The organism is Streptomyces sp. NBC_00028, from assembly GCF_045041065.1.
Lineage (GTDB): Bacteria > Actinomycetota > Actinomycetes > Streptomycetales > Streptomycetaceae > Streptomyces.
In genome coordinates, this window is record NZ_CP108293.1 from 7262619 (window position 1) to 7287177 (window position 24559).

The 24559-nt window shown below is 71.6% G+C and carries 19 protein-coding genes and 1 riboswitch; of the genes, 10 read left to right on the forward strand and 9 right to left on the reverse strand.

Translation table 11 applies throughout. The features are described from left to right. The first annotated feature begins 3 nt into the window (after positions 1–3). The 4 genes from OG885_RS32690 to OG885_RS32705 are packed head-to-tail and all read left to right on the forward strand — an operon-like array spanning position 4 to position 6006. The gene (locus tag OG885_RS32690; protein WP_405737843.1) at positions 4–3723 is read left to right on the forward strand and encodes a CHAT domain-containing protein; all 3720 of its coding nucleotides are present in this window, start codon (positions 4–6) and stop codon (positions 3721–3723) included. Positions 3724–3752: 29 nt separating this feature from the next. Beyond that, positions 3753–4094 (forward strand): hypothetical protein, encoded by a 342-nt coding sequence (locus OG885_RS32695; protein ID WP_405737844.1) that lies wholly within the window; start codon positions 3753–3755, stop codon positions 4092–4094. Between the two features lie 10 nt (positions 4095–4104). After that, a complete protein-coding gene (locus OG885_RS32700) occupies positions 4105–4962 on the forward strand; it encodes a hypothetical protein (RefSeq protein WP_405737845.1) in 858 nt (285 codons plus the stop codon). 48 nt (positions 4963–5010) lie between these two features. Next, complete coding sequence (locus tag OG885_RS32705) at positions 5011–6006, forward strand: 2-hydroxyacid dehydrogenase (protein WP_405737846.1); 996 nt, start codon at positions 5011–5013, stop codon at positions 6004–6006. Here OG885_RS32705 and OG885_RS32710 read toward each other — a convergent pair. After that, a complete protein-coding gene (locus OG885_RS32710) occupies positions 5958–7838 on the reverse strand; it encodes an anthranilate synthase family protein (protein ID WP_405737847.1) in 1881 nt (626 codons plus the stop codon). The genes OG885_RS32705 and OG885_RS32710 overlap by 49 nt on opposite strands. Before the next feature lie 103 nt (positions 7839–7941). Continuing rightward, entirely contained in the window at positions 7942–8121 is a 180-nt protein-coding gene (locus OG885_RS32715) for a trp operon leader peptide (protein ID WP_405737848.1), read from the reverse strand. On the opposite strand from OG885_RS32715, the gene OG885_RS32720 reads away from it, so the two are divergent. From OG885_RS32720 to OG885_RS32735, 4 genes are all read left to right on the forward strand, one after another. After that, positions 8120–14467: an RHS repeat-associated core domain-containing protein gene (locus OG885_RS32720; protein WP_405737849.1), complete on the forward strand. Its 6348-nt coding sequence runs from the start codon at positions 8120–8122 to the stop codon at positions 14465–14467. The genes OG885_RS32715 and OG885_RS32720 overlap by 2 nt on opposite strands. Continuing rightward, positions 14467–15153 carry a T6SS immunity protein Tdi1 domain-containing protein gene (locus tag OG885_RS32725; protein WP_405737850.1) on the forward strand — a complete coding sequence of 229 codons (687 nt, stop codon included), beginning with the start codon at positions 14467–14469 and terminating at the stop codon, positions 15151–15153. The genes OG885_RS32720 and OG885_RS32725 overlap by 1 nt, the downstream gene beginning before the upstream one ends. 101 nt (positions 15154–15254) lie before the next feature. Continuing rightward, complete coding sequence (locus OG885_RS32730; protein WP_399959342.1) at positions 15255–16607, forward strand: class II 3-deoxy-7-phosphoheptulonate synthase; 1353 nt, start codon at positions 15255–15257, stop codon at positions 16605–16607. Positions 16608–16754: 147 nt separating this feature from the next. Beyond that, a complete protein-coding gene (locus OG885_RS32735; protein ID WP_405742978.1) occupies positions 16755–16997 on the forward strand; it encodes a bacterioferritin-associated ferredoxin in 243 nt (80 codons plus the stop codon). 11 nt (positions 16998–17008) lie between these two features. Here OG885_RS32735 and bfr read toward each other — a convergent pair whose 3' ends face one another. Then, complete coding sequence (gene bfr / locus OG885_RS32740) at positions 17009–17488, reverse strand: bacterioferritin (RefSeq protein ID WP_007381448.1); 480 nt, start codon at positions 17486–17488, stop codon at positions 17009–17011. Positions 17489–17662: 174 nt separating this feature from the next. On the opposite strand from bfr, the gene OG885_RS32745 reads away from it, so the two are divergent. After that, on the forward strand, positions 17663–18295 hold the full coding sequence (locus tag OG885_RS32745; protein ID WP_405737851.1) for a sulfite oxidase-like oxidoreductase: 633 nt from the start codon (positions 17663–17665) through the stop codon (positions 18293–18295). A 3-nt stretch (positions 18296–18298) separates the two neighbouring features. Here OG885_RS32745 and OG885_RS32750 read toward each other — a convergent pair whose 3' ends face one another. The 6 genes from OG885_RS32750 to thiO all read right to left on the reverse strand — a co-directional run bounded on the left by OG885_RS32750 (position 18299) and on the right by thiO (position 23961). Beyond that, positions 18299–18772, reverse strand: a complete 474-nt coding sequence (locus tag OG885_RS32750) for a DUF4396 domain-containing protein (protein ID WP_405737852.1) — start codon at positions 18770–18772, stop codon at positions 18299–18301. Positions 18773–18848: 76 nt separating this feature from the next. After that, positions 18849–19709 carry a deoxyribonuclease IV gene (locus OG885_RS32755; RefSeq protein WP_405737853.1) on the reverse strand — a complete coding sequence of 287 codons (861 nt, stop codon included), beginning with the start codon at positions 19707–19709 and terminating at the stop codon, positions 18849–18851. 49 nt (positions 19710–19758) lie between these two features. Next, positions 19759–21687, reverse strand: a complete 1929-nt coding sequence (gene pknB / locus OG885_RS32760; protein WP_405737854.1) for a Stk1 family PASTA domain-containing Ser/Thr kinase — start codon at positions 21685–21687, stop codon at positions 19759–19761. 118 nt (positions 21688–21805) lie between these two features. Beyond that, a complete protein-coding gene (locus OG885_RS32765) occupies positions 21806–22600 on the reverse strand; it encodes a thiazole synthase (protein ID WP_405737855.1) in 795 nt (264 codons plus the stop codon). A 3-nt stretch (positions 22601–22603) separates the two neighbouring features. Continuing rightward, positions 22604–22804: a sulfur carrier protein ThiS gene (gene thiS / locus OG885_RS32770; RefSeq protein WP_405737856.1), complete on the reverse strand. Its 201-nt coding sequence runs from the start codon at positions 22802–22804 to the stop codon at positions 22604–22606. Continuing rightward, positions 22801–23961 carry a glycine oxidase ThiO gene (thiO, locus tag OG885_RS32775; RefSeq protein ID WP_405737857.1) on the reverse strand — a complete coding sequence of 387 codons (1161 nt, stop codon included), beginning with the start codon at positions 23959–23961 and terminating at the stop codon, positions 22801–22803. Before thiO ends, thiS begins: the two co-directional genes overlap by 4 nt. Continuing rightward, positions 23959–24070, reverse strand: a riboswitch (TPP riboswitch). Its footprint overlaps the gene before it by 3 nt. Positions 24071–24122: 52 nt before the next feature. Between thiO and OG885_RS32780 the strand changes: the two genes are divergently transcribed. Next, a complete protein-coding gene (locus OG885_RS32780) occupies positions 24123–24473 on the forward strand; it encodes a hypothetical protein (protein WP_405737858.1) in 351 nt (116 codons plus the stop codon). Positions 24474–24559: the final 86 nt, after the last annotated feature.

A 24559-nucleotide genomic window follows, 5' to 3' on the forward strand; every position in this document is an offset into this window, starting at 1 on the left:
CGCGTGGTCGGGTGGTGGAGCGGGCGGGAGTTACGGGCGCTGCTGGAGCGGCACGAGGGGCAACTCGGCGCCGTATGGCCCGCGTTGCGGGACACCGGTGCGCCGCCGTCCCCGACGCCCGACGAGCTGCGGGGGTTCGCCGAGCTGCTGCGGGCCGCCGGGAAGTCGGGCGGGGACCGGGGCGCGCGCATCGAGAGCACGCCCGAGACCGCGGTGCTCATCCTGGTCCTCGCCGTGTGTCATCCGCTGCAACCCGCCCTGACCCCGCCCCCGTTGCGCCTCCTGGTCGACCCGGCGGTACGGCTCGACGCCGACGGGGTGAACTCCACGGGGCACCTGACCGCGCAGTTCGCCGAGCTGGCCCGTGACGAGCGCACCCCGCATTATCTGCGCCGCTGGTGCGCGGACGTCGCCCTGCTGTGCGGCGCCCGCTGTCTGAGCGGCTCCGCCCCCGACGACCCCCGCCTCGGCGCGCTGCACCAGGTCGTCTCGGGCGCCGCCGAACAGCGCTTCGCCGACACGGGCGACCTCGCCGACGAGGACACCGCCCTCACCCACGCCCGCGCCTCCTACGAGCACCGCACACCCGGCTCGTCCGGGGCCGAGGAGGCCACCCGGCTCGCCCGGCTGCTGGGGCAGCGCTGCTCCCGGCTGCGGGATACCGCGCCCATGGGCGACGTGCCCGACCTCGTCCGGGCCGCCCTCGCCGCCACCGACCCCGAGAGCCCGCACTGGCTGGCCTACGCCGCGACGGCCGCCGGCGCGTATGTGACCGCCACCGCCCACGAGAGGCGGAGCGTCGAACTCCTCGACGCGGCCCTGGAGTTGCAGCGCGCGATCCGCAAGCACCCCGACTACGAGCTCATCCGCGACCAGATGGAGCCGACCTGCGCCGGACTGCTGGCCCAGCGCTTCGCCCGCCACCGGGACCGGGAGATCCTCCAGGAGGCCCTGGAGATCTACGAGACGCTGTACGCCGCCCAGCCGCGGCGCTACGCCGCCGACCTGGGCCGGCACCTCCAGTACCGCTACCAGCTGCGCGGCGACTCCGCCGACCGGCGCCGCGCCCTGGACCTCATGGGGCAGGGTCTGACCGGGCCGAACCCCTCGCACGAGGCGGTGAGTTCGTACGGCGCCGCCGCGGTGCACGAGTTCCAGGAGACCGGCGACGAGGCCGTGATCGAGCGTGCCCTGGCCGTGGTGACCCAGCTGACCGGCCCCGGCGGCGTGCACGCCGAGACCGCCCCGGCCCACCGCGCTCTTTGCCAGCTGTACCTCGTCCGCGCCGACAACGAGACCGCGTTCGACCACGTCCCCGCCGAGGCCGCCGCCCGTCGTGCCCTCTCCCTCGCCCGCTCCGCCACCGACCGGGCGTCGGCCCTGGGCGTGCTCGCCAGCGTGCTCGTGTACCGCTACCGCTTCGGACGCGATCTCGCCGTGCTCGACGAGGCGATCGCCCGCAGCCGCGAGGGACTGGACGAACTGCCGGACGAACCCGGCTCCGAACAGATGATCAGCATCAAGGGCAGCCTGATCATGGGCCTCTCCGAGCGCCACACCCGCACCGGACACCTCGCCGCGCTGCGTGAGGCGGTCACCGCGGCCGAGGAACTCACCCTGGACATCCCGCAGTTCGAGGCCGAGACCCCGGTCATCCTCGGCAATGTGGCCACCCTGCTGGTCACGTACGCCCGCCAGACAGCGGACCGGGGCGGCACCGGTGCAGCCGAACTCGACCGGGCCCAGCGGCTGGTGGAGCGCGCCCTCGCCGGAATCGACCCCGGCCACAACGGCCGGCACCACCTGGTCTCCGCGCTCGGTGGCGTCCTGCTGGCCCGCTTCCAGCAGCCCGGCGCAGGTGCCGAGGACGCCGAGACCGCCGTACGCCACTACGAGACGGCCCTCGCCGACCCGCCCGCCGACCCCCTGCGCCGCGCGAGCCTGTACGGCAACCTGGCGCACGCCCTGCGCGAGCGCCACCGGCACGGCGGGGACCGGGAGGACCTCGACATCGCCCTCGCGGCCGCCCGCAAGTGCGTACGCCTCGTACCGGCCGGGCATCCGCTGTACGGCGCCGGACTGGGCGCGGTGTCCTGGGTGCTGCGGGACATCGCCCGCGCGGACGGGGGCTACGACGCGATCCGCGACCAGGCGCTCACCGTCAACGCCGAGCTGGCCGCCGACCCCGCGATGCCCCCGGCCCACAGCGTCGCCGCCTCGGTGCGGCTGGCCGGGGTGGCCCATGAGGTCGGGGACGAGGAGCGGGCGCTCGGCGCGCTGCGGAACGCGATCGACACGCTGCCGCTGGTGGTGTGGCGCGGCGGTGACCGCGACGACCATGAACGGGCGCTCAGCGAAACGGAGATGGGGTCGTTCGCCGCGACGGTGGCGCTGGCCGCCGGCAAGCCGTACGACGCCCTGGAGCTGCTCGAAGCCGGTCGCGGCCTGCTCGCCGCCCAGGCCCTCGAACTGCGCACCGACACCGACGACCTGGCCGCCGCCCACCCCGAACTCGCCGCCCGCTTCGGCGAGGTCCGCCGACAACTCGAACACGCCGCCGACGACCTCTCCGCGCCCGGCGCCGACCGACGCCACCGGCTGGCCCGCGAGTGGCAGGAGACCCTGGAGGACATCCGGGCCCGCCCCGGCTTCGCCGACTTCCTGCGGCCCCCGAGGGCGGGTCGGCTGCTGTCCGCCGGCGCGCACGGACCGGTCGTCGTCGTCACGGTCGGCCAGGAGGGGACCGGGCACGCCCTGCTCCTCGACGGCACCGGCCTCAGTGTCCGCCCGCTGCCCGGGCTCACCCATCAAGAGGCCCGGGAACGCGGCGAGTTGCTGTTCCAGGCGGTCGCTGCGGCCGGTCGCTCCGGACTGGCCCGCGCCTTCGCCGAGCAGTCCGTCGCCGACCTCCTCGACTGGCTGTGGACCACCGTTGCCGAACCGGTCCTCGACACCCTCGGCATCACCGGCCCGCCTCCGCCCGGCGAGGAGCCGCCCCGCCTGTGGTGGTGCCCTGCCGGGCCGCTGACCTTCCTTCCGCTGCACGCCGCGGGCGCCGTGCCCGACCGGGTCGTCTCCTCGTACACCCCGAGCCTCGCGGCCCTGCTGCGGGCGCGGGACAGGGCCGCACCCGAGGGCGACCGGGACCCGCTGATCGTCGCCGTACCGGAATTGGACGGCCAGGCCCCCCTGCCGGGCGCCCTGCGGGAGGCCGAGCTCGCCCATCGGGCCGTCGGCGGCGCGCTGTTGCGGGGCGCGGAGGTGCGTGCGGACGCCGTACGGGACGCGCTGCACGCCCACCCTTGGGTCCACTTCGCCTGCCACGGCGTCCAGGACCCCGAACGGCCCTCCCAGGGGCGGCTGTTACTGCCCGACGGGGCGCTCTCCGTCCTCGACGTCGCCCGACTCCACCTGCCCGCCGCCGAGTTCGCCTACCTCTCGGCCTGCGAGACGGCGGTCGGTGGTTCCCGTCTGCCCGACGAGGCGCTGCACCTTGCCGGGTCCCTCCAACTCGCCGGGTTCTCCCAGGTGATCGGCACGCTGTGGCGGGTCGATGACGACTCGTCCGCGGAGATCGCCGCGCAGGTCTACGGTCGGCTGGCCGCAGTGGGGCCGGGGGCACCGCCCGCCGCGCGGGCCCTGTGGCACGCCGTACGGCAGATGCGGGAGCGGTGGCCGGAGCGGCCGTTGAGCTGGGCGGCGCATGTGCATTCGGGGGCGTGAGGGGCGGGGGCGGCTTTACGATCGGGTCTGTGGAAGCGGCTGAGAGTGATCTGCATGCTGAATTCTGCCGGGAGTTGGCGATCCTGCGGGTGCTGAGCCGGGACCGGCGAGCGGCTCTGGAGCAGGCCGTGCGGCGGCTGCGCGAGGGAGCGGCCTTCGCCGAGGTGTTCGCCTCGCTGGACGTCAGCGTCACCCGCCCGCTGCGCGAGCGGCACGCGCCGCCTCCGGTCGCCGCCCCCGGCCCACCCGTCCCCGGCACCTACCTCTGCCCCATGAGCGCCTGCCACCGCGTCGAGCAGCGGTTCGCCGGCCAGGGGCCACCCGAGTGCCTGGTCCACGAACGCGTCCTGACCTTCGTACCGGACGCCTGAGGACCGGCCGGTGACGGGGTTCCTCGCCGAGCTGGGCCGGAAGCTGGCCGAGCGCTGGTTCACACTCCTGGTCCTGCCGGGGCTGGCCTATCTCCTCGCCGCCGCCACGGCGTTCAGGCTGGGGCAGGCCGACTGGCACGACTGGCGTCAGCTCTGGGACGGCTTCACCGCGCTCACCGAGGGCGACCCCGGCCGCGACAACGCCCTCGCGGTGCGGGCGGTCCTGCTGGTCCTGGCCGCGGTACCGGTCTCGGCGGCGCTGGGGCTGCTGGCGCAGGCACTCGCGGGCCCGGTCGAGCGTGCCCTCTGCGGCCCCTGGCCGCGCCCCTTCGCGGGCCTCTCCGCCCGCCGCACCCGCCGCCGCGCCGACGCCTGGGCCGCCGAGGACACCGCCTACCGCGAGCACCGCGACCCGGAGCGAGCCGCCACCCGCAACGCCCTCTCCCTGATCCCGCCCGAGCACCCCACCCGCCTCGGCGACCGCCTCCGGGCCCCGGCCGTCCGTCTCCGGCAGGAGTACGGCATCGACCTGGCCACCGTGTGGCCCCGCCTCTGGCTCCTGCTGCCCACTCCGACCCGCGACACCCTCACCGAGGCCCGCACCCGCCTCGACACGGCGTTCACGCTCGGCGGCTGGGCGGTGCTGTATCTCGCGCTCGCCGTGCGGTGGTGGCCGGCCCTGCTGATCTCGCTGATCACAGCCCTCGTCTCCCGCCGCCGTGCCGCCGTCGCCGCCGAGGTGTACGCCGAGCTGGTCGAGGCGACCGTCGACCTCCACCTGGACCGCCTCCACACCCGTCTCGCCGAACCCCGGCCGTCCCCGCAGCAGGGCCGGGCGCTGACTGAGCGCCTCCGCAGGGGTCTGTGAGATATTCGACCAGGACCAGACAATTCCGGCGCACCCCCGGAGGGCCGCGTGGAGATCCTCGCCTTCGGTGTCCAGGCCGACGAGAAGCCCCTGATCGAGCACGCCTTCCGAGGCCACCACGAGGTCCGCTGCCTGGACGTCTTCCTCAACGAGGACACCGCCCCCATCGCGGCGGGCTATGAGGTCATCTCCACCAGCGTCAACGCCGAGCTGGGCCCCCGCGTCCTGGAGGTGCTCGCGGCCGGCGGCACCCGGATGATCGCCCAGCGGTCCACCGGCTTCAACAACATCGACCTCAAGGTCGCCGAGCGGCTCGGCATGACGGTCGCCCGGGTCTCGTACTACTCGCCGTACTCGGTCGCCGAGTTCGCCTGGACCCTCGCCATGGCGGTCAACCGCCGGATCGTCCGCGCCTCCACCCGCACCCGCGACTTCGACTTCCGCCTCGACGGCCTGATGGGCCGCGACCTGCGAGGCCGCACCGCCGGCGTCCTCGGCACCGGCAAGATCGGCGAGGCCTTCACCCGGATCGCCCACGGCTTCGGCATGAACCTGCTCGGCTGGGACGTCGCCGAGAACCCCGCCTGCCTGGAACTCGGCATGAAGTACGTCCCCAAGGACCAGCTCCTCGCCGAGTCCGACCTGATCACCCTGCACGTCCCGCTGATGCCGGAGACCAGGCACCTCATCGACGCCGCCGCCCTGCGCGCGATGCGCGATGACGCGATCCTCGTCAACTCCAGCCGCGGCGGTCTGATCGACACCGCCGCCCTGGTCACCGAGCTGCGCGCGGGCCGCTTCTCGGGCGTCGGCCTCGATGTGTACGAGGCGGAGGCGGGCCTGTTCTTCCTCGACAAGTCCCTGGAGGCCGTCGAGGACGACACCCTGGCCCGCCTGGTCACCTTCCCGAACGTGCTGGTCACGTCCCACCAGGCGTACTACACCGAGGACGCCGTCGGCCAGATCGTCGACGCCACGGTGCAGAACGTCCTCGACTACAAGGCGGGCCGCCGCTCGGAGAACGTGCTGGTGCCGCGCAGCTGAGCCATCAACTCCCGTACGACCGAAGCCCCGTTCAGCGTCAGCACCGACTCCGGGTGGAACTGCACCCCGCCGAAGCCCGGCCCGCGCAGCGCGTGCACCTCGTACGACCCGCTCCGGCTCACCTCGACCCCGTGCGCGGCCAGCTCGGCCGCCGTCTCGTCGTCGCAGCGCGCCACGAAGCTGTTGTAGAAGCCGACGGTCTCCTCCCGCCCGAACAGGTCGACCGTCGTCTGCGCCCCCTGGTACGGCACTTCCTTCCGTACGATCTCCAGCCCCAGCTCCGCCGCGATCAGCTCGTGCCCCAGGCAGACGCCGAGCACGCCGTGCCGGTGCTCCCGGATGACACGGGCGGCGAGATCGCGCAGGAAGCGCATCTTGGGGTCGGTCAGGTCGGAGGGGTCGCCGGGGCCGGGGCCGAGCACCACAGGGCCCTCGTGCGCGAGAACCCGCTCCCGGAGCCCGGGTTCGTCGTAGCGCCGGACGGTGACGGCGAGACCGCTGGAGCGCAGGACGTGCGCCAGCATCGCCGTGAAGGTGTCCTCGCCGTCGACGACGAGGGCATGTCCGGTGAGTTCCTCGGTCCGGTCCTGCATTCGCAGCCAGAACGGGGCCAGCGACGCGCGGCGCCCGTCGAGCGCGGCACGCACGCGTGGGTCGTCGGTCAGCCGGGGGCGCGCCTCTTCCGTGCGCGGGCGAGACGGCCGTACTCCAAGGGCCGCCAGCACCCCCGCCGCCTTGGCGTGGGTCTCCGCCACCTCGCTCGCCGGGTCCGAACCACGGACGAGGGTCGCGCCGACCGGGACGCGCAGGCGTCCGTCGGGGGAGATGTCGGCGGTGCGGATCAGGATGGGGGAGTCCAGGGTCTGCGCCCCACCCGAGTCCCGGCCGAGCAAGGCAAGGGCGCCCGCGTAGTAGCCGCGCCCGCCGACCTCGTGCCGCTCGATGACCCGGCAGGCGTTCTGCACCGGCGATCCGGTGACGGTCGCCGCGAACATGGTCTCCCGCAGCACCTCACGGACGTCCAGCGAGGACTTCCCGCGCAGCTCGTACTCGGTGTGCGCGAGGTGGGCCATCTCCTTCAGTCGCGGCCCGATCACCACGCCGCCCATGTCGCCGACCGTGCACATCATCTTGAGCTCCTCGTCGACGACCATCGACAGCTCCTCGATCTCCTTGCCGTCGGCGAGGAAGTCCAGCAGGTGCTCGGGGGTGGGGCCCTCGGCGGGATAGCGGTACGTGCCGCTGATCGGGTTCATCACGACCGTGCCGCCGGACATCCGGACGTGCACCTCGGGGCTGGCGCCGACCAGGGTGCGGGCGCCGGTGTGGACGACGAAGGTCCAGTAGGCACCCCGCTCACCCTCCAGGAGCCGCCGGAACAGGGCGAGGGCGTCCGCGCGTGAGAACCCGGGGATCTCGCCCTCGTAGGTCCGCCGGATCACGAAGTTCGCGCCCTCGCCCCGCCCGATCTCCTCCCGCAGCACCCGGCCGACGATCTCGCCGTACTCCTCGTCGGCGACGTCGAAGCCACCGTTCTCGACCCGGACGTCATGGGCGGGGAGCTGCGCCAGGGCCTCCGGCAAGGTCAGCGTGTGTGTCTCCTCGGGGACCAGCACCGCGAGCGGCGTGCCGTCGTCCCGCACGTCGAAGCCGCGCTCGCGGATCTGCCGGAAGGGGATGAGGGCGAGGCCCTCGTCGGGGAGGTCGGCGAGGCGGTCGTAGGAGGAGACCGGGCCGAGGAACACCTCGACGGTGTTGTCGTCATGGCCCGGCGTGCGGCGGCGCAGCAGGGCGAACGGGCGGTCGTCGTGCAGGAGCTGGGTCAGGTCCATGGTTCCTCTGCCGTCTTCTGTCGATTGTCGGTGAGGAACGACCCCGGAAACGCCGAAGGCCGCCCCTCGGGCGGCCTTCGCGAAGTCTTGCGTACGCGCAGAATCAGTGGGCCGCCGGATGAGCGGTCCACCACCAGTTCTGGGTCGAGTGCGCGAACATGCCAGGGACCCTACACGATGCTCCGCACACCACGGTCCCTTCACAGGAATGTCTCAGCTTGTGCATTGACGTGCTCATGCCCCGCCGTGACGCTTGAGGCCTCACGGGTGGAGGGGGACTCATGAAGCGCTTCCGGACATCCTGCGTCGCGGCGGTCGTCCTGGCGATGGGCCTTTCGGGCTTATCGCCGGCGATCGCCCAGGCCGCATCGAGGCAGACCACCTCGATCGCCGACGCAGCCGAATCCGTCACCACAATCGACCGCACCGAGTTACGGGCCGGCGCCCGTCTCGACACCAGACCCGTCGACCCCCAGGGCAGACCCCTCGCCGCCGCCAAGGCCGCGAAGGTCGACTGGCCCGACGCCGGCGAGGACACCGTCACCGTCGGCACCAAGCCCGCCCGCGCCGCCGACACCGCCGTATCGGTGACCGCGCCCCACAGCCGCAGCGCCGCTCCCGCAACGGTCGAGGTCAAGGCGTACGGCAACACGAAGGCCCGCCAACTCGGCGGCCACGCCACGGCGTTCACTCTCGAAGCCGCCGACACCGGCGACCGCGTAGGCGTCCGGGTCGACACCTCCGGATTCCGCCAGGCCTTCGGCGCCGACTTCGAGACCCGTCTCCGGCTCGTCGCCAAGCCCGCGTGCGCGCTCACCACACCCCGCGCCGCGCAGTGCGAGCAGAGCGCCCCGGTCAAGAGCCGTGTCGACCTCACCACCCACACCCTCTCCGCCGAGGTGGCCGCCGACCCGGACACGGTGTTCGTGGTCGCCGCCGCCCCCGACGGCGAGACGGGCTCCGCCACCGCCACCACGCTCGCCTCGTCCAGCAAGTGGCAGGTTGGCCTCAACTCCGGTGACTTCTCCTGGTCGTTGCCGCTCCCGCAGGTCCCCGCGATCGCAGGCGACGCCCCCGACATCAGCCTCGGCTACTCCTCCCAGGCCGTCGACGGCATGGTCGCCGCCGAGAACAACCAGCCGTCCTGGGTCGGCCAGGGCTGGGACCTCGCCCTGCCCTACATCGAGCGCCGCTACAACGGCTGCGCCGACGACGGCGGTGACACCGGCGACCTGTGCTGGGCGGGCGACGAGTACCGCATCTCCCTCCAGGGCACCTCGTCCTCGCTGGTCAAGGACACGGCCGCGGGCGGCGACACCTGGCGCGCCCAGGAGGACCCGGGCTGGCGCATCCAGCGCAAGACCGGTGCCGACAACGGCGACAACGACGGCGAGTACTGGGTCGTGACCACCCCGCAGGGCACCCAGTACACCTTCGGCCGCGGCAAACAGGCCACCACCGGTACGGCCACCGACTCGGTCTACACCGTCCCTGTCTTCGGCGACGACGAGGGCGAGCCCTGCCACGCGGGCGGCGTCGAGGACTCGTACTGCACCCAGGCCTGGCGCTGGAACCTCGACGGCGTCGTGGACGCGCACGGCAACTCCAACACCTACTTCTACGCGCAGGAGACCAACCGCTACGCCCGCAACGGCGACCCGGACAAGTCGACCTCGTACGTCCGCGGCGGTCACCTCAAGGACATCGTCTACTCGCAGCGCTCCGGCGCCGAGGACCAACAGGCCCCGGCGCGGCTGCACTTCACGACCGGCCTGCGCTGTGTCGAGGCCGCCGACGGCAGCGGCGACTGCCCGGCCTTCGACGCCGACCACGCCACGTCGTACCCGGACGCGCCGCTGGACTCGTTGTGCGCGAGCGGCGACTGCACGGGCGAGGACCAGAAATCGCCGACCTTCTTCACCGAGAGCCTGTTGAAGAGCGTCACCGCCCAGCGCTCGAACGCCGACGGCGGCTGGACCGACGTCGACCGCCTCGACTTCACCTACGACTATCCCGAGCCCTCCGACGGCACCAGCGCCATGCTGTGGCTGACCAAGGTGCAGCAGACCGGCCTCGCGGGGGACGGCGAACTCAAGCTGCCCGCCGTCGAGTTCACCGGCAGGGAGTACGCCAACCGCGCCGACGCCGACCCGGAGGCGGGCGCCCCCGAGATGCGCAAGCTGCGTATCTCCGAGTTCGTCGACGAGCTGGGCCGCCGGGTCGACGTGACGTACGGCCAGCCCAACCCGTGTCCGGTCGACGACCTGCCCGAGGGCCGCTTCGACTCCAACACCCAGGACTGCTTCCCGGGTTGGCGCACCAACGGCGACTCCTCCGGCTTCGGCGTCTGGCACAAGTACCTCACCACCAAGGTCACCGTCCGCGACAACGGCGGCGGTTCACCCCCGCAGACCACCGAGTACCGCTACCGCTCCACCCCCGCCTGGCACCACGACGACGACCCGGTCACCAAGGCCGAACGCCGCTCCTGGAGCGACTGGCGCGGCTACGGCAGCGTCGACGTGGCGAAGATGACCGACCCCGACTACCGGGGTGAGGCCACCAGCCGCGCCGCCCAGATCACCCGCACCCTGCACTTCCGCGGCATGGACGGCGACTCCAAGGCCGACGGCTCCCACAAGTCCGTCGAGGTCACCGACTCCCAGGGCAACTCCCTCAAGGACCTGCCCTACTTGCGCGGCAAGGAGCGCGAGAGTCAGCAGTTCCAGGTGACTTCGTCCGGCGCCATCGACTACGAACTCGGCGGCACCCTGCACGGCTACACCTCCGCCCACACCACCCCGGCGAAGGAGGGCGAGACCGACGCGGCCAAGGACGCCCACCTCGTCGTCGAGGACGAGGCGGTCACCCGTGAGACGGTCACCGCCGACGCGGGCGGCCGCAGCAGTCGTACGACCAGTCTGAAGACCACGTACGACACCTACGGCCAGGTCACCGAGGTCCTCGACACGGCCGGTGACGACGTGCGCTGCACGAAGACGTCGTACGACCGCTCCGCCACCACCCTCGACCACTGGATGCTCGCCTTCCCGTACCGCGTCCGCGCCTACTCCGGCACCTGCGCGGACCCGAAGGCGCTGGTCAACGGAAAGGACCAGTACTACGACGGGTCGGCCGAGCTGGGCGGCGCGATCACCAAGGGCGACATCACCCGCTCCGTCGCCGCCGTGACCGCGAGCGGCCCGGACGCCGTCTCCGACACCGTCGCCACCTCCGCGACCTTCGACGCCTACGGCCGCACGCTCACCGAGACCGACGGCCGCGACCACACCGACCGCACCACCTACGCCCCCGCCACCGGCCGCCCGGCCACGGTCACCGAGACCAACGCCCTCGGCCAGAGCGAGGTCACCACCCTGGACCCGGACCGTCAGCTGCCGGTCGCGGTGCGGGACGTCAACGGCAACACCAAGCGCAACGCCTACGACCAGCTCGGCCGGATCGTCTCCGTCCACGAGGCCGACCAGGCCGCCGACGACCCGCCCGCGCAGACGTACGCCTACTTCCTGGACCCGGAGCACCGGCGGCCACCACTCGTGACCATCCGGCAACTCCAGTCCGGCGACACCTACTTGACCAACTGGAAGTACCTGGACTCGCTCGGCCGTGACCGGCAGAGCCAGGAGGTCTCGCCCGCCTCGACCGACGACGACAAGAAGACCGTCGTCATCGACACCCGCTACGACGACATCGGCAACATCGCCGCCGAGTCGCTGCCCGTGGTCGCCGCGGGCGAGTCCGGCAGCGCGCTGCTGACGGTCCCCGGCGACCAGGTCGACGAGACCCGGCGCGCCTACGACTCCATGAGTCGCGTCATCCGCTCCGCCCGCTACGGCGACGGCAAGGAACTGTGGGCGACGAGCATCGTCTACTACGGCGACCACGTCCGCTCCACCCCGCCGCCCGGCGGCACCGTCACCACCGTGTGGACCGACGCCCGCAGCCGCCAGGTCCGCCAGCAGGAGGGCAGCGACCCGAAGCAGGCGACCGTCTACGCCTACACCCCGGCCGACCAGGTCGCCTCCGTCACCGACCCCTCCGGTCACACCTCCACCAGCACCTACGACCTCCTGGGCCGACGCGTCTCCGGCGACGACCCGGACGCCGGCACGTCCCGTACGCGGTACGACGCCAACGGCAACGCGACCGCCGTATGGGACGCCAAGGCCGGCGACACCCCGTCGCTGCGGACCGAGTACGACGAGCTGGACCGTCCCGTCGCCCGCTACAACGGGTCCGCGAAGACGGCGAGTTGGACCTATGACTCCGCCGACATCGCAGGCGGCGTCGGCCAGCCCGCCGCGATGACCACCCACCGCGACGGCAAGGACTACACGATCGCCGTCGACGGCTACGACAAGCGGGGCCGCGCCACCGGCCGGACCTGGACCTTCCCGGCCGGACTCGGCGGCGCCCTGCACCGGTCGTCGTACAGCGTCGACTACGGCTACGACGACGCCGACCACGCGGTGAGCATCGAGTACGAGGACGCCGTGATCGGCGCCCCGCGCGAGAAGATCACCACCGACTACGACGCCCAGGGCAACCCGGACGCCCTCACCGGCGTCCAGAAGGACCCGCTGACCGGCAAGGACGTCACCGTCCCGTACGTCTCCGCCACCGGCTTCGCCGCCGACGGCAAGCTGGCCTCGCGCGACTACGCCAACCCGCACCACGACCTGCGGCGCGTGTACGCGTACGAGAGCGACAGCCAGCGCCTGTCCCGCGTCCAGACCCTGACGACCGGCCTGACCGGCGACTGGGAGGCCAAACAGGACGACACCTACGCCTGGGACCAGGCCGGCAACCTCGACTCGATCACCGACAAGGCCGGCCTCAAGGACGTGGCCACCTGCTACACCTACGACGGCCTCGCCCGGCTCGCGCACGCCTGGACGTCGTACAAGACGGACTGCTCGGACAGCGACTCCGAGCTCACGCACGACGGCCCGGCCGGCTTCAACCAGTCCTGGACCTACACCGCCGACGGCAACATCGCCTCGCGGCGCAGCCTCCTGGACACCGACACCTACACCTATGACGACCCCGACCACCCGCACGCGGTCACCAAGCAGGGCGCGAGCAAGTACGAGTACGACGCGAACGGCGCCCTGAAGAAGAAGGTCGACGGGCTCGTCCCGACGACCTACGAATGGAACGCCAACCAGGAGCTGGCCCAGGTCACCAAGGCCCTCCTGGAGAAGACCGACTTCGTCTACGCCCCCGACGGCACCCGCATGGCGCGGATCACGCCCGGTGGGGTCGCCACCCTCTACATCGAGGGCCAGGAGATCACCACCGCCCTCGGTATCTCCAAGGGCACCCGCTTCTACACCGAGGACGGCATCACCGTCGCCGTCCGCCAGCCGACCGGCGTCCTGGTCTGGCAGCTCAACGACATCCAGGGCTCGGCCCAGGTGGCGGTCGTCGAGGGGACCTCACTGGCGACGCGGACGTACTACAACCCGTACGGAGACATCCGGCACGGCTCCGCGCCACCACCGACGGACCACGGCTTCCTCGGCAAGGTCCAGGACCCGACCACCGGCCTGAACGCGCTGGGCGCCCGCTACTACGACTCGGGTCTCGGCCGCTTCATCTCCACCGACCCGGCTGTGGACAGCTCCTCCACCCAGTCCCTCAACCCCTACGCCTACGGCAGCAACAACCCGATCGTCTACATCGACCCGACCGGCCTGTGGTCCCTGTCCGGCGCGTGGAACTCCGTGAAGGAAGGCGCCTCCGCGGCCTGGGACTGGGCCAAGGAGAACAAGGGCCTGATCGCGGACGTCGCCGTCGGCATCGGCGTCGGCATCGCGGTGGGCGCGCTGTGCTCCACCGGCGTGGGCTGCCTGGTCGTGGCCGGTGTCGCGGCCGGTGCGGCGGGAGCCGCGGCCGGGTACGGGGTCGACGTCGCCGAGGGCAAGACCGACTTCACCCTCGGCGGGTTCGCGACCCGGGTCGGCATCGGTGCCGCCGCCGGTGTCCTCGGCGGGGCCATCGGCAAGGGCGTCGCGGCCGTCGCGCCGAAGGTCGTCGGGGCCATCGCCAAGACCGCCGTAGGCAAGGCCGTCGCCTCCGGCAGCTCCAAGGCCGCCTCCGCCATCACCGGCAAGGCCGCCACCGCGGGACGGGCCATCGCCAACTCCCGCGCGGGCGCCAAGGTCGCCGAGGTCGGCAAGGCGGTCGCCGACAAGATCAGGACGATCGCCGGGCGCGGTCAGCCCAAGGGCGAGGTCGTCGACATCCCGCTCACCAAGGCGACCACCCAGGCCGAGATCGACTCCATCCACGAGTACGCCAAACTCACCAACGAATGGCTGGCCAAGAACGGCCCCAAGGTCATCCAGCCGACCAAGGGCACACAGCTGGGCGCCGACTCCGCGGCGGCCAGGCGCGCCGAGCGCATCCGGGCCGCCCGCGCGGGAACCCCGTACAGCGGCCAGGCCGGACACGTGCCCGACTCGGCGATCTCCGGCACCGGCCAACCGCCCGCCGGCTGGCTCGACATGCCGGGCAAGTCCAACAGCATCGCGGGTGGTGTACTGGGCCCCCGGGTCGGAGTACTGCTCCGAGGATTCACGGTCAACGGAGGACCGCCACTGTGATGCCGCACGCCGAGGAACTCCCGTCGCTCGCCGACCACATCGGGCCTTTGCCCGGTCCGTCGGCGGCGACGGGAACACCCGCCGAGCACTTCCCCGAGGCCCACCGCGAACTGCTCGGCCGGTTCAACGGATTCACCGTCCACCACGGCGCGTTCAGACTGTTCGGCATCGGGCGGCGGGACGCCCTCGATCTGGCCTCCTGGAACGCGTACGACACCTGGCGGTTCGCCTGGGACGACCGGATCGACGACTTCGTGATCTTCGGGGAGACCGCCTTCGGGGACTCGTACGCCTACCGCCGCCTCCCCGGCGGCGGCCTGGCCCCGGAGGTCCACTTCCTGGAAGGCGTCCTGCTGCGCCCGGAGGTCATCGCCCCGAGCTTCGAGGCGTTCCTCGCCGACGAACTGCTGCGCAACGCCAGGGAGCCCTACGACATCCTCGTCGTCGAGGCGGTCCACCGGCTGGGCCCCATCGCCCCCGAGCAGCACTGGGCCTACGTCCCCTCCGTCGCCCTCGGCGGCGAGGAGGACGTGGAGAACATCACGCTGCTGCCCGCGACGGTCGCCATGACCTTCGCCGGGGACATCGCCACCGCGATGCGGGGCGCCGACCGGGACGCCACGAGCGTCGAGCCGTATACGGACGAACGGGGACGTCCCCGGCTCCGGGTGCGCTTCGACCGCTGACCTCGTACGGGGTCGCGGACCGTGACCCCGTACGAGCGGAACGCGTCTCACTTGATGAGCAGATGAATGGACCCGGGACACGACCCCGTAATGTTTACGGGGTGACCGTGAACGCTAAGACCAGCGCGAGCGCTGGCAACACCTGGCGAGACCTGCCCGCGGCGCAGCAGCCCGAGTACCCCGACACCGAGGCTCTGCGCGCAGTCGTTGCGGAGCTGGAGTCGTATCCGCCGCTCGTGTTCGCGGGCGAGTGCGACCAGCTGCGCGCCCGGATGGCGTCCGTCGCCAAGGGAGAGGCGTTCCTCCTCCAGGGCGGCGACTGCGCCGAGGCCTTCGACGCCGTGTCCGCCGACCACATCCGCAACAAGCTCAAGACCCTGCTCCAGATGGGCGCCGTGCTGACGTACGCCGCCTCGGTGCCGGTCGTGAAGGTCGGCCGGATCGCCGGCCAGTACTCCAAGCCGCGCTCCAAGGGCACCGAGACCCGTGACGGCGTGACCCTGCCGACCTACCGCGGCGACTCGGTCAACGGCTTCGACTTCGACGAGAAGTCCCGCGTCCCGGACCCCGAGCGCCTGAAGCGGATGTACAACGCCTCGGCCTCCACGCTCAACCTCGTGCGCGCCTTCACCACCGGTGGTTACGCCGACCTGCGCCAGGTGCACGCCTGGAACCAGGACTTCGTGAAGTCGTCCCCCTCCGGCCAGCGCTACGAGCAGCTCGCCCGAGAGATCGACAACGCGCTGAACTTCATGCGGGCCTGCGGCACCGACCCGGAGGAGTTCAAGACCGTCGAGTTCTACTCCTCGCACGAGGCGCTGCTGCTCGACTACGAGTCGGCCCTCACCCGCGTGGACTCGCGCACCGGCCAGCTGTACGACGTCTCCGGCCACATGGTGTGGATCGGTGAGCGCACCCGGCAGCTGGACCACGCGCACATCGAGTTCGCCTCGAAGATCCGCAACCCGATCGGCATCAAGCTCGGCCCGACCACCACGGCCGAGGAGGCGCTGCAGTACATCGAGCGCCTCGACCCGGACCGCGAGCCGGGCCGCCTCACCTTCATCGTGCGCATGGGCGCGGACAAGGTCCGCGACAAGCTGCCCGAGCTGGTCGAGAAGGTCACCGCCTCCGGTGCGACGGTCGCCTGGGTGACCGACCCGATGCACGGCAACACCTTCGAGGCGGCCTCGGGCCACAAGACCCGCCGCTTCGACGACGTGCTCGACGAGGTCAAGGGCTTCTTCGAGGTCCACAAGGCGCTGGGCACCCACCCGGGCGGCATCCACGTGGAACTCACCGGCGACGACGTCACCGAGTGCGTGGGCGGCGGCGACGAGATCTTCGTCGACGACCTGCACCAGCGCTACGAGACGGCCTGCGACCCCCGGCTGAACCGCAGCCAGTCGCTTGACCTGGCGTTCCTCGTGGCGGAGATGTACCGGGACCAGTGAGTTCCTGAGACGGCTGTGGGGCGCGGATCACATACGATCCGCGCCCCACTCCTCTTTTACGACTCCCGCAGGACGGGTAAGGTTAGGTTAGCCTCACCGATCAACGGGGATGGCAAGTCCGATCAATCCCGTCGGGAGGTGACCCGCGTGTACGTGTGCAGTTGTTTCGGGGTCACCGAGCAGCAGGTGAAGAAGCACGCGGCGGACGGTGCCTGCACCCCCCGCCAGATAGCCTCCGCCTGCAAGGCCGGCACGGACTGCGGTTCGTGTGTGCGCCGTATCCAGGCGATCCTGGGCCGGGGCGCCTGCCCGCGCCGGGATCTCGCCGACCAGGGCATGCCGGTGCTCGCCGAGATACCCGAGGCAGAGGTGCTGGAAGAGGCCGCCTAGCCGCTCGCGGCTCAGCTCTCCGGCTGCTCGATCAGCTGGGCGATGTAGAGCGCCTCACCGAGCTTCTCCAGAAGCTCCAGCTGGGTGTCGAGGTAGTCGATGTGGTGCTCCTCGTCCGCGAGGATCGACTCGAAGATGTTCGCCGACGTGATGTCGCCCTTGGCGCGCATCACCTCGATCCCGCGCTTGAGGCGGTCGATGGCCTCGACCTCGACCTGCCGGTCGGCCTCGAACATCTCCTTGACCGTCTGCCCGACCCGGACGTGGAACAGGCGCTGGTAGTTCGGCAACCCCTCCAGGAACAGGATCCGGTCGGTGAGCACCTCGGCGTGCTTCATCTCGTCGAACGACTCGTGGCGGGTGTACTTCGCGAGCTTCGTCCAGCCGAAGTTCTCCTGCATCTTCGCGTGCAGGAAGTACTGGTTGATCGCGGTGAGCTCGCCGGTGAGCTGCTCGTTGAGGAATTCGATGACCTCGGGGTCGCCCTGCATCGCAGAGGCTCCTTCCACAGGGGGAACTGGCAGGTTGCGCCGCATCCTTGCACCGTCACCGAAGATCGTCCAGTAAGTCTTCGCTTAGTAAGTAAGTACATGCTTAGTCCGGTTTGAGATGAATCGGGGCGGGGTTGGTCAGGTGCACCGCCCGAGGTCTGTCAGGATGGAGTCATGGGTCAGCCGGTGGAGCGCGAAAGTGGGGAAGCGGCGCACTCCGAGCTTCCGCCGGGGCAGCGACTGCAGCGTGGCTGGCCCGTCACGCACTACGGCCCGGTCCCCAAGTTCCGGCCCGAACGCTGGGAGTTCCGGGTCTTCGGGGCCACCGCGGACAGCGAGAAGCGCTGCTGGAACCACGACGAGTTCACGGCCCTGCCGTACACCTCCGTGGTGGCGGACCTGCACTGTGTGACCAAGTTCAGCATGCTCGGCGCCGAGTGGGGCGGGGTCCCCGCCCGGACCGTCCTGGAGATCGCGCCGCCCGCGCCGGACGTCACCCATGTGATGGTGTGGGCCGAGTACGGCTTCAGCTCCAACCTCCGCCTCGCGGACTTCGCCGCCGGCGCCACGATCTTCGCCACCCACAAGGACGGCGAACTGCTGACCGCCGAGCACGGCTTCCCGCTCCGCCTGGTCGTGCCCCACCTGTACGCGTGGAAGGGGCCCAAGTGGGTCCGCGGCGTCGAGTACATGACCGCCGACCGCCGTGGCTTCTGGGAGGAGCGCGGCTACCACAACGTCGGCGACCCCTGGAAAGAGCAGCGGTACTCGTACCAGGAGGAGCCCGGGGACGGCCCGGAACTGTGAGGGTCAGTGGTGCTGGTGCACCACCGCGTGTCCCTTGCCCCGGCCGATCATCCACTTGTTCACCGGCACGGTGACGACGAACGCGATGACCAGCGAGATCGCCAGCGCCCCCCAGAACAGCAGGTCGCCCAGCTCCGCGTCCATCGCGCCCGGCCACAGCACGATCACCCCGTTGTCGACCAGCTCCATCACGGCGATCGACAGTGTGTCCGCGGCCAGCGCCACTTTCACCGCGGCCCGGAGGCCGAGGCCGGAGCGGAGTACCCCGCGCAGGGTGAGCGAGTAGCCGAAGAAGAACGCGAGGACGATCGCGAGGATCGTCGTCGGCAGGTTCCCCCAGCCGAGCGCGGTGCCGATGACCATGCCGAGCACCTCGCCGATGGCGCACCCCGTGAGGCAGTGGAGAGTGGCCTGGACGGCCATGGACCAGCTGCTCGCCTGGTGGTGTGCGTGTCCCGCGTGCGCCTCGTGCTGCATGAGTGCCCCCAACGTCGGATAACGGTTCCTCTGTCGAACAGGAACCGTATACCCCCTGGGGGTATTCCGTCACGGACTACGCGTCACGAAGTTTCTTCAGCCGCTCGACGTCCGCCGCGTGCCCCTCCTTGCCGCCGGGCGTCTCGATGATCAGGGGTACGCCCTCCGTGGCGGGGTGGGTCATCAGCGCCCGGAACGGGTCCTCACCGATGTGACCCGCGCCGATGTTCTCGTGCCGGTCCTTGTGGGCGCCGACGACGTCCTTGGAGTCGTTGGCGTGGATCAGCTTCAGCCGGCCCGCACCGACGGTGTCCACGAGGAGGTCGAGGGTCTGGTGCATACCGGTCGGGCCGGTCAGGTCGTGGCCGGCGGCGAAGACATGGCAGGTGTCGAGGCAGATCCCCAGCTTGGGATGGGCGTCCAGGGCCTCGAAGTACGGCCCGAAGTCCCAGGTGCGCGAGCAGAGCGAGGAGCCCTGTCCGGCCGTCGACTCCAGGAGCAGGAACGGGTCGTCGTCGTGGGTGAGCTCGTCCAGCAGCGGCAGCAGGTACTCCCGGACCTGCTTCAGCGCCACGGACCGGTCCCGTCCGCCGGTCGCGCTGCCCGTGTGCACGACCACACCGAGCGCCCCGATCTCCCGCCCGCGCCGCAGCGAGTGCCGCATGCTCTCCACCGACTTCTCCACGGTCGCCTCGGTGTGCGAGCCGAAGTTGATCAGATACGGGGCATGGACGTACGCCGGGATCGACTCCGCCTCGCAGGCCGCGCGGAACTCCTCGTCCTGCCGGGGGTTGCCGACGGGTGTGGCCCAGCCGCGCGGGTTGGCGACGAAGACCTGTACGGTCTCGGCCGCCAGATCACGGGCGTAGGACAGGCCGACGGAGTTCAGGCCGCCGGCCACGGGCACATGGCCGCCGACGGGGTTGCGCTGAGTCATCACCCGTTCAGGGTGTCATGCGCGGCCGGGTGCCCGGCCAAGTGCCCTGTCAGCGGATCTCGATCGTGATCGTCGACCCCTTGGGCGCGGTGTCGCCGCCGTCCACGGACTGGCTCTTGACGGTGTCACCGAAGAGCCCGAGGATCCCGCGGTCCTCGTCGACCTCGAACCCGGCGGCCTCCAGCGCGTCCTTCGCGTCGTCGACGCTGTCGCCGACCACGTCCGGGACCTCGACCAGCTCCGGACCCTTGGAGATCGTCAGCGTCACGGTGTCGCCCTCGGCGGCCTCGCTGCCCTCGCCCGGCGTCTGGGCGGCGACCTGGCCCTTGTCGTACTCGGAGTTGACCTGCTCGGCGGCGACCTTCACCTTCAGGCCCGCCTCCGTCAGATCCGCCTTGGCGTCCTCCAGGCTCTCGCCGGTGACGTCCGGGACGTCGACCGGGCTGCCCTTGCTGACGACCAGCGCGACCGCCGTGCCCGCGTGGAGGTCGGTGCCGCCCTCGGGGTCGGTGCGGATCACGAAGCCCTTGATGACGTCGTCGCTGAACTCCCGGGTGACCATGCCCGGTTCCAGGCCGTCGTTCTTCAGCCGTTCCTTCGCCTTGTCGAGCCGCAGGCCCTTGAGGTCGCCGAGCTGCACGGTCTCGGGGCCCTTGGAGATGGTCAGCGTCACCGAGTCGTTGGAGCGGATCCGGGTGCCGAAGGACGGGTCCGAGTCGATGACCTGGCCGCGCTTCACGGTGTCGCTGTACTCCCGCTTGACCGTGCCGACCTCCAGCCCGGTCTGCTCCAGCCGGTCCTCGGCCTGCGCCTCGGTCTTGCCGATCAGCGCCGGGACCTTGGTGAACTGTCCGGAGTTGATGTACCAGACGCCCGCGCCGACGCCGAGGATCAGCAGCAGGGCGACGACGATCGCGAGCGGGCCGCGCGGAACGCCCGAGCCGCGGCGCCGGGGCGGCGGGGGCGGCGGGGTCGCGAACCGGCTGGTGCGGTGGAGCGCCGACTCGTCGTCCTCGTTGACCGGCAGTGGCCGCGGCACCGTCAGCGAGCGCGGGATCACACTCGTCCGGTCCTCGGTGTTGTTGTGCTCGGTGGTCAGCGCCTGCGGCGGTACGGCGTCCAGCTGGTCCTCGCTGAGCGCGGCACGCGCCTCGCGGGCCTGGGCCAGCAGCGCCACCGCGTCGTACGGGCGCACGTCCGGGACGCGGGCGGTCGCCGACGCGACCAGCTCGTCCAGCTCGAACGGCAGGCCCGGCACGATCGCCGACGGCGGCGGGACGTCCTCGTGCAGATGCTTGTAGAGGACGATGGCGGGGGAGTCCCCGTCGTGCGGCTTCTCGCCGGTCAGCATCTCGTACAGCACGACACCGCACGCGTACACGTCGACGCGGGCGTCGGCGGCGCCCGGCTGCTCGATCTGCTCCGGCGCGAGATAGGAGACCGTGCCGAGCACGGTGCCGGTGGTGTTGGTGACGGTGTCGACCGAGCGGACCAGCCCGAAGTCGGCGACCTTGACCCGGCCGTCGTCCCCTATCAGCACGTTCTCGGGCTTCATGTCCCGGTGCACGAACCCGGCGCGGTGCGCGGCACCGAGCGCGGCGAGCACCGGCTCCAGGATGTCGAGCGCGGCCCGCGGCTGGAGCGCCCCGCGGTCGCGCAGCACGTCACGCAGGGTGCAGCCGGCGATGTACTCCATGGCGAGATAGACGTACGACCCGTCGGTGCCCTGGTCGAAGACCTGCACCACGTTGGGGTGGGCGAGCCGGGCGACGGACTTGGCCTCGCGGATGAAGCGGTCGACGAAGGTGGCGTCGGCGGCGAGGCCCGGGTGCATGACCTTCAGGGCGAGCACGCGGTCGAGGCGGGTGTCCAGGGCCCGGTAGACCGTGGCCATCCCGCCGACGGCGATCCGCGCTTCCACGCGATACCGGCCGTCGAGCACCTGCCCGACCAGCGGGTCCTGAAGGGTCGTATCCACGCAGGTGAGTGTACGAGCCGTGACTGACAGGGCCGGGGGTTCGGGTGAGATCGGGGCGGGACTGAAGCCGAGCTGTGACGGACCTCGCACCCGCTCCCGATTCTCATCGAACACACGTTCAGAACGCCGGGCGCTCCGGGTCCAGGCGCGCCAACCCCTCGACGGGGGAGGACGCTTCGGCGAAGTGCCGCTTGGGAATGCGCCCGGCCCGGTGGGCCAGCCGGCCCGCCTCGACCCCGTGCCGCATCGCGTGCGCCATCAGTTCCGGCTCCTGGGCCCGCGTCACCGCCGAGGCGAGCATCACACCCGCGCAGCCCAGCTCCATCGCGAGCGCCACGTCCGACGCCGTACCGGCTCCCGCGTCCAGGATCACCGGCACGCGCGCGTGCTCGACGATCAGCTGGAAGTTGTGCGGGTTGCGGATGCCGAGCCCGGACCCGATGGGGGAGCCCAGCGGCATGATCGCCGCACACCCCACGTCCTCCAGCTTCCGTGCGAGGACCGGGTCGTCGTTGGTGTACGGCAGCACCGTGAACCCGTCGTCGACCAGGGTCTCCGCCGCCTCCAGGAGCTCGATCGGGTCCGGCAGCAGGGTGCGCTCGTCGGCGATGACCTCCACCTTGATCAGCTCCGTGCCGAGCGCCTCGCGCGCGAGGCGGGCCGTCAGCACCGCCTCGCCCGCCGTGAAGCAGCCGGCCGTGTTCGGCAGCACCTGGATGCCGAGCCTCGTCAGCACCGACAGGACCGAGCCGTGCACGTTCGGGTCCACGCGCCGCATCGCGACCGTCGTCAGTTCCGTGCCCGAGGCGACCAGGGCCCGCTCCAGCACGTCCAGGCTGGGCGCCCCGCCCGTTCCCATGATCAGCCGGGACGAGTACGTCGTACCGCCGAGGACGAAGGGATCGTCGGCCATGGGTCAGCCTCCTTGGACGGCGGTGAGGACCTCGACGCGGTCCCCGTCGGAGAGGGGCGTCGACGGCCACTGCGCGCGTGGGACGACGGTTTCGTTGAGGGCGGCGGCCACCCCGGAGGGCGCCGGGGTGAGGGCGCGCACGACGGCGTCGAGCGCCGTGCCGGGAGCGAACCGGCGCGGCTCCCCGTTGACGGAGATGTTCATGCGGGCTGCTCCGTGAGGTGTTTCGTGAACCGCAGGGGAGTGAAGGGGCGGGCCTCGTCCGGGAGTTCACCGGCGGTGAGGGCGTGCGCCAGCGCGTCCCCCGTGACCGGCGTCAGCAGCACCCCGTTGCGGTAGTGGCCGGTGGCCAGCAGCAGCCCCGGCAGCTCGGTCGGGCCGAGCAGCGGTGCGTTGTCCGGGGAGCCTGGGCGCAGACCCGCGCGGGTCTCCGTCAGCGGCAGCTCGGTGATGCCGGGGACCAGCTCATGGGCGTCGCGCAGCAGCTCGTACACCCCGCCCGCGGTCACCGTGGTGTCCCAGCCCAGCTCCTCGCTGGTCGCCCCGATCACCAGCTCGCCGTTCTCGCGCGGCACCAGATAGACATGGCTGCCGCGCACCACGGCCCGCACGGTCCGGCTCAGGAACGGCGCGTAGCGCTGCGGCACGGTCAGCCGCAGCACCTGGCCCTTCACCGGGCGGACGGGCGGAAGCACCGCGTCGGGGACACCGGCCAGCCGACCGCTCAGGCTTCCGGCGGCCAGCACGACCTGGCCCGCGCCCAGCCGCGTACCGTCGGTCGCCGTGATGCCGGCGGCCCGGTCCCGTACGACGTCCAGCCGCTCGGCCCAGTCACGATGGAACACGACACCGGCCCGCTCACAGGCGGCCAGCAGCGCCCTGGTCAGCCGCCGCGGGTCGATCTGGTGATCGCCGTCCACCCGTAGCCCACCGCGCACACCCGGCGCGAGCATCGGCTCCAGACGCCGGCACTCCCGCCCGGACAGCCACTCGGACTCCAGGCCCGACTGCTGCTGCAGTGCGTGCAGTTCGCGCAGATGGGCGCGGTCGTCGGCGTCCAGGGCGACGGCGAGCGTGCCGCAGCGGCGGTAGCCGAGGTCCAGCCCGGTCAGGTCGGTCAGCTCGGCCGCGAACTCCGGATAGCGGCGGGCCGAGGCCAGGTTCAGGGCGAGCAGGGTCTGCTCGCCGTAGTGGAGTTCGGTGACGGCGGCCAGCATGCCGGCCGCCACCTGGGCGGCCCCGCCGCCCGGTTCGGGGTCCACGACGGCCGTGGCGAGACCGCGCTGCGCGGCCCGCCAGGCCGTGACGAGGCCGATGATTCCGCCCCCGACGACGAGGACGTCTGACGTACGTGAGGACATGGGCGTCCAGCCCCTCCCTTCGCCGGCATGACCCGGATCAGGTTCGTACGGTCGGAGGCCGCCAGCCTCCCTCTCAGCCCGGTGCGTCCGGGCTCCCGCGAGTGCTCTACGTTGGCCACCCTAGCTCTTGGATTTGCCCTTTTGTAAGGAGGCCCACTGTCATGGCCCGCTCGCTGGACGGCCTCGTCCTCGCCCCCGTCGCCGACCAGGCCCCAGGTCAGGTGGGTGCTCGAACCCGGTTCAGCTACCACGAGAAGGACGGCGAGATCTGGGCCGAGTACGCGGGCGGCGACGTCGTCCGCGGACATCTCGTCGGCACACGGGAGGGCGACCGGCTCGACTTCCGGTACGTGCAGCTGAAGCAGGACGGGACGACGTCCTCCGGGCACTGCGTGTCCGCCGTCGTGGAACTGTCCGACGGGCGGGTGCGGCTGGAGGAGAGCTGGGAGTGGGAGTCGCAGCCCGGCAGCGGGACCAGCGTTGTGGAGCAGGTCACTGTGCAGGACTCCTGACTGACAAATTGTCAGGTGTCTATGGTGATCAGGTGAGCGACGAGACGGATACCGAGGCGCGGCGGCGCGTGGTCGTGGTCGGCGCG

What these genes read in the sequence shown, in the direction of transcription:
- OG885_RS32710 (WP_405737847.1), bottom strand. Translation starts at nt 7,838, where the DNA reads ATGGACCTGACCCAGCTCCTGCACGACGACCGCCCGTTCGCCCTGCTG.
- OG885_RS32720 (WP_405737849.1), top strand. Translation starts at nt 8,120, where the DNA reads ATGAAGCGCTTCCGGACATCCTGCGTCGCGGCGGTCGTCCTGGCGATG.
- OG885_RS32715 (WP_405737848.1), bottom strand. Translation starts at nt 8,121, where the DNA reads ATGAGTCCCCCTCCACCCGTGAGGCCTCAAGCGTCACGGCGGGGCATG.
- OG885_RS32725 (WP_405737850.1), top strand. Translation starts at nt 14,467, where the DNA reads ATGCCGCACGCCGAGGAACTCCCGTCGCTCGCCGACCACATCGGGCCT.
- bfr (WP_007381448.1), bottom strand. Translation starts at nt 17,488, where the DNA reads ATGCAGGGCGACCCCGAGGTCATCGAATTCCTCAACGAGCAGCTCACC.
- OG885_RS32745 (WP_405737851.1), top strand. Translation starts at nt 17,663, where the DNA reads ATGGGTCAGCCGGTGGAGCGCGAAAGTGGGGAAGCGGCGCACTCCGAG.
- OG885_RS32750 (WP_405737852.1), bottom strand. Translation starts at nt 18,772, where the DNA reads ATGCAGCACGAGGCGCACGCGGGACACGCACACCACCAGGCGAGCAGC.
- OG885_RS32755 (WP_405737853.1), bottom strand. Translation starts at nt 19,709, where the DNA reads ATGACTCAGCGCAACCCCGTCGGCGGCCATGTGCCCGTGGCCGGCGGC.
- OG885_RS32765 (WP_405737855.1), bottom strand. Translation starts at nt 22,600, where the DNA reads ATGGCCGACGATCCCTTCGTCCTCGGCGGTACGACGTACTCGTCCCGG.
- thiS (WP_405737856.1), bottom strand. Translation starts at nt 22,804, where the DNA reads ATGAACATCTCCGTCAACGGGGAGCCGCGCCGGTTCGCTCCCGGCACG.
- thiO (WP_405737857.1), bottom strand. Translation starts at nt 23,961, where the DNA reads ATGTCCTCACGTACGTCAGACGTCCTCGTCGTCGGGGGCGGAATCATC.
- OG885_RS32780 (WP_405737858.1), top strand. Translation starts at nt 24,123, where the DNA reads ATGGCCCGCTCGCTGGACGGCCTCGTCCTCGCCCCCGTCGCCGACCAG.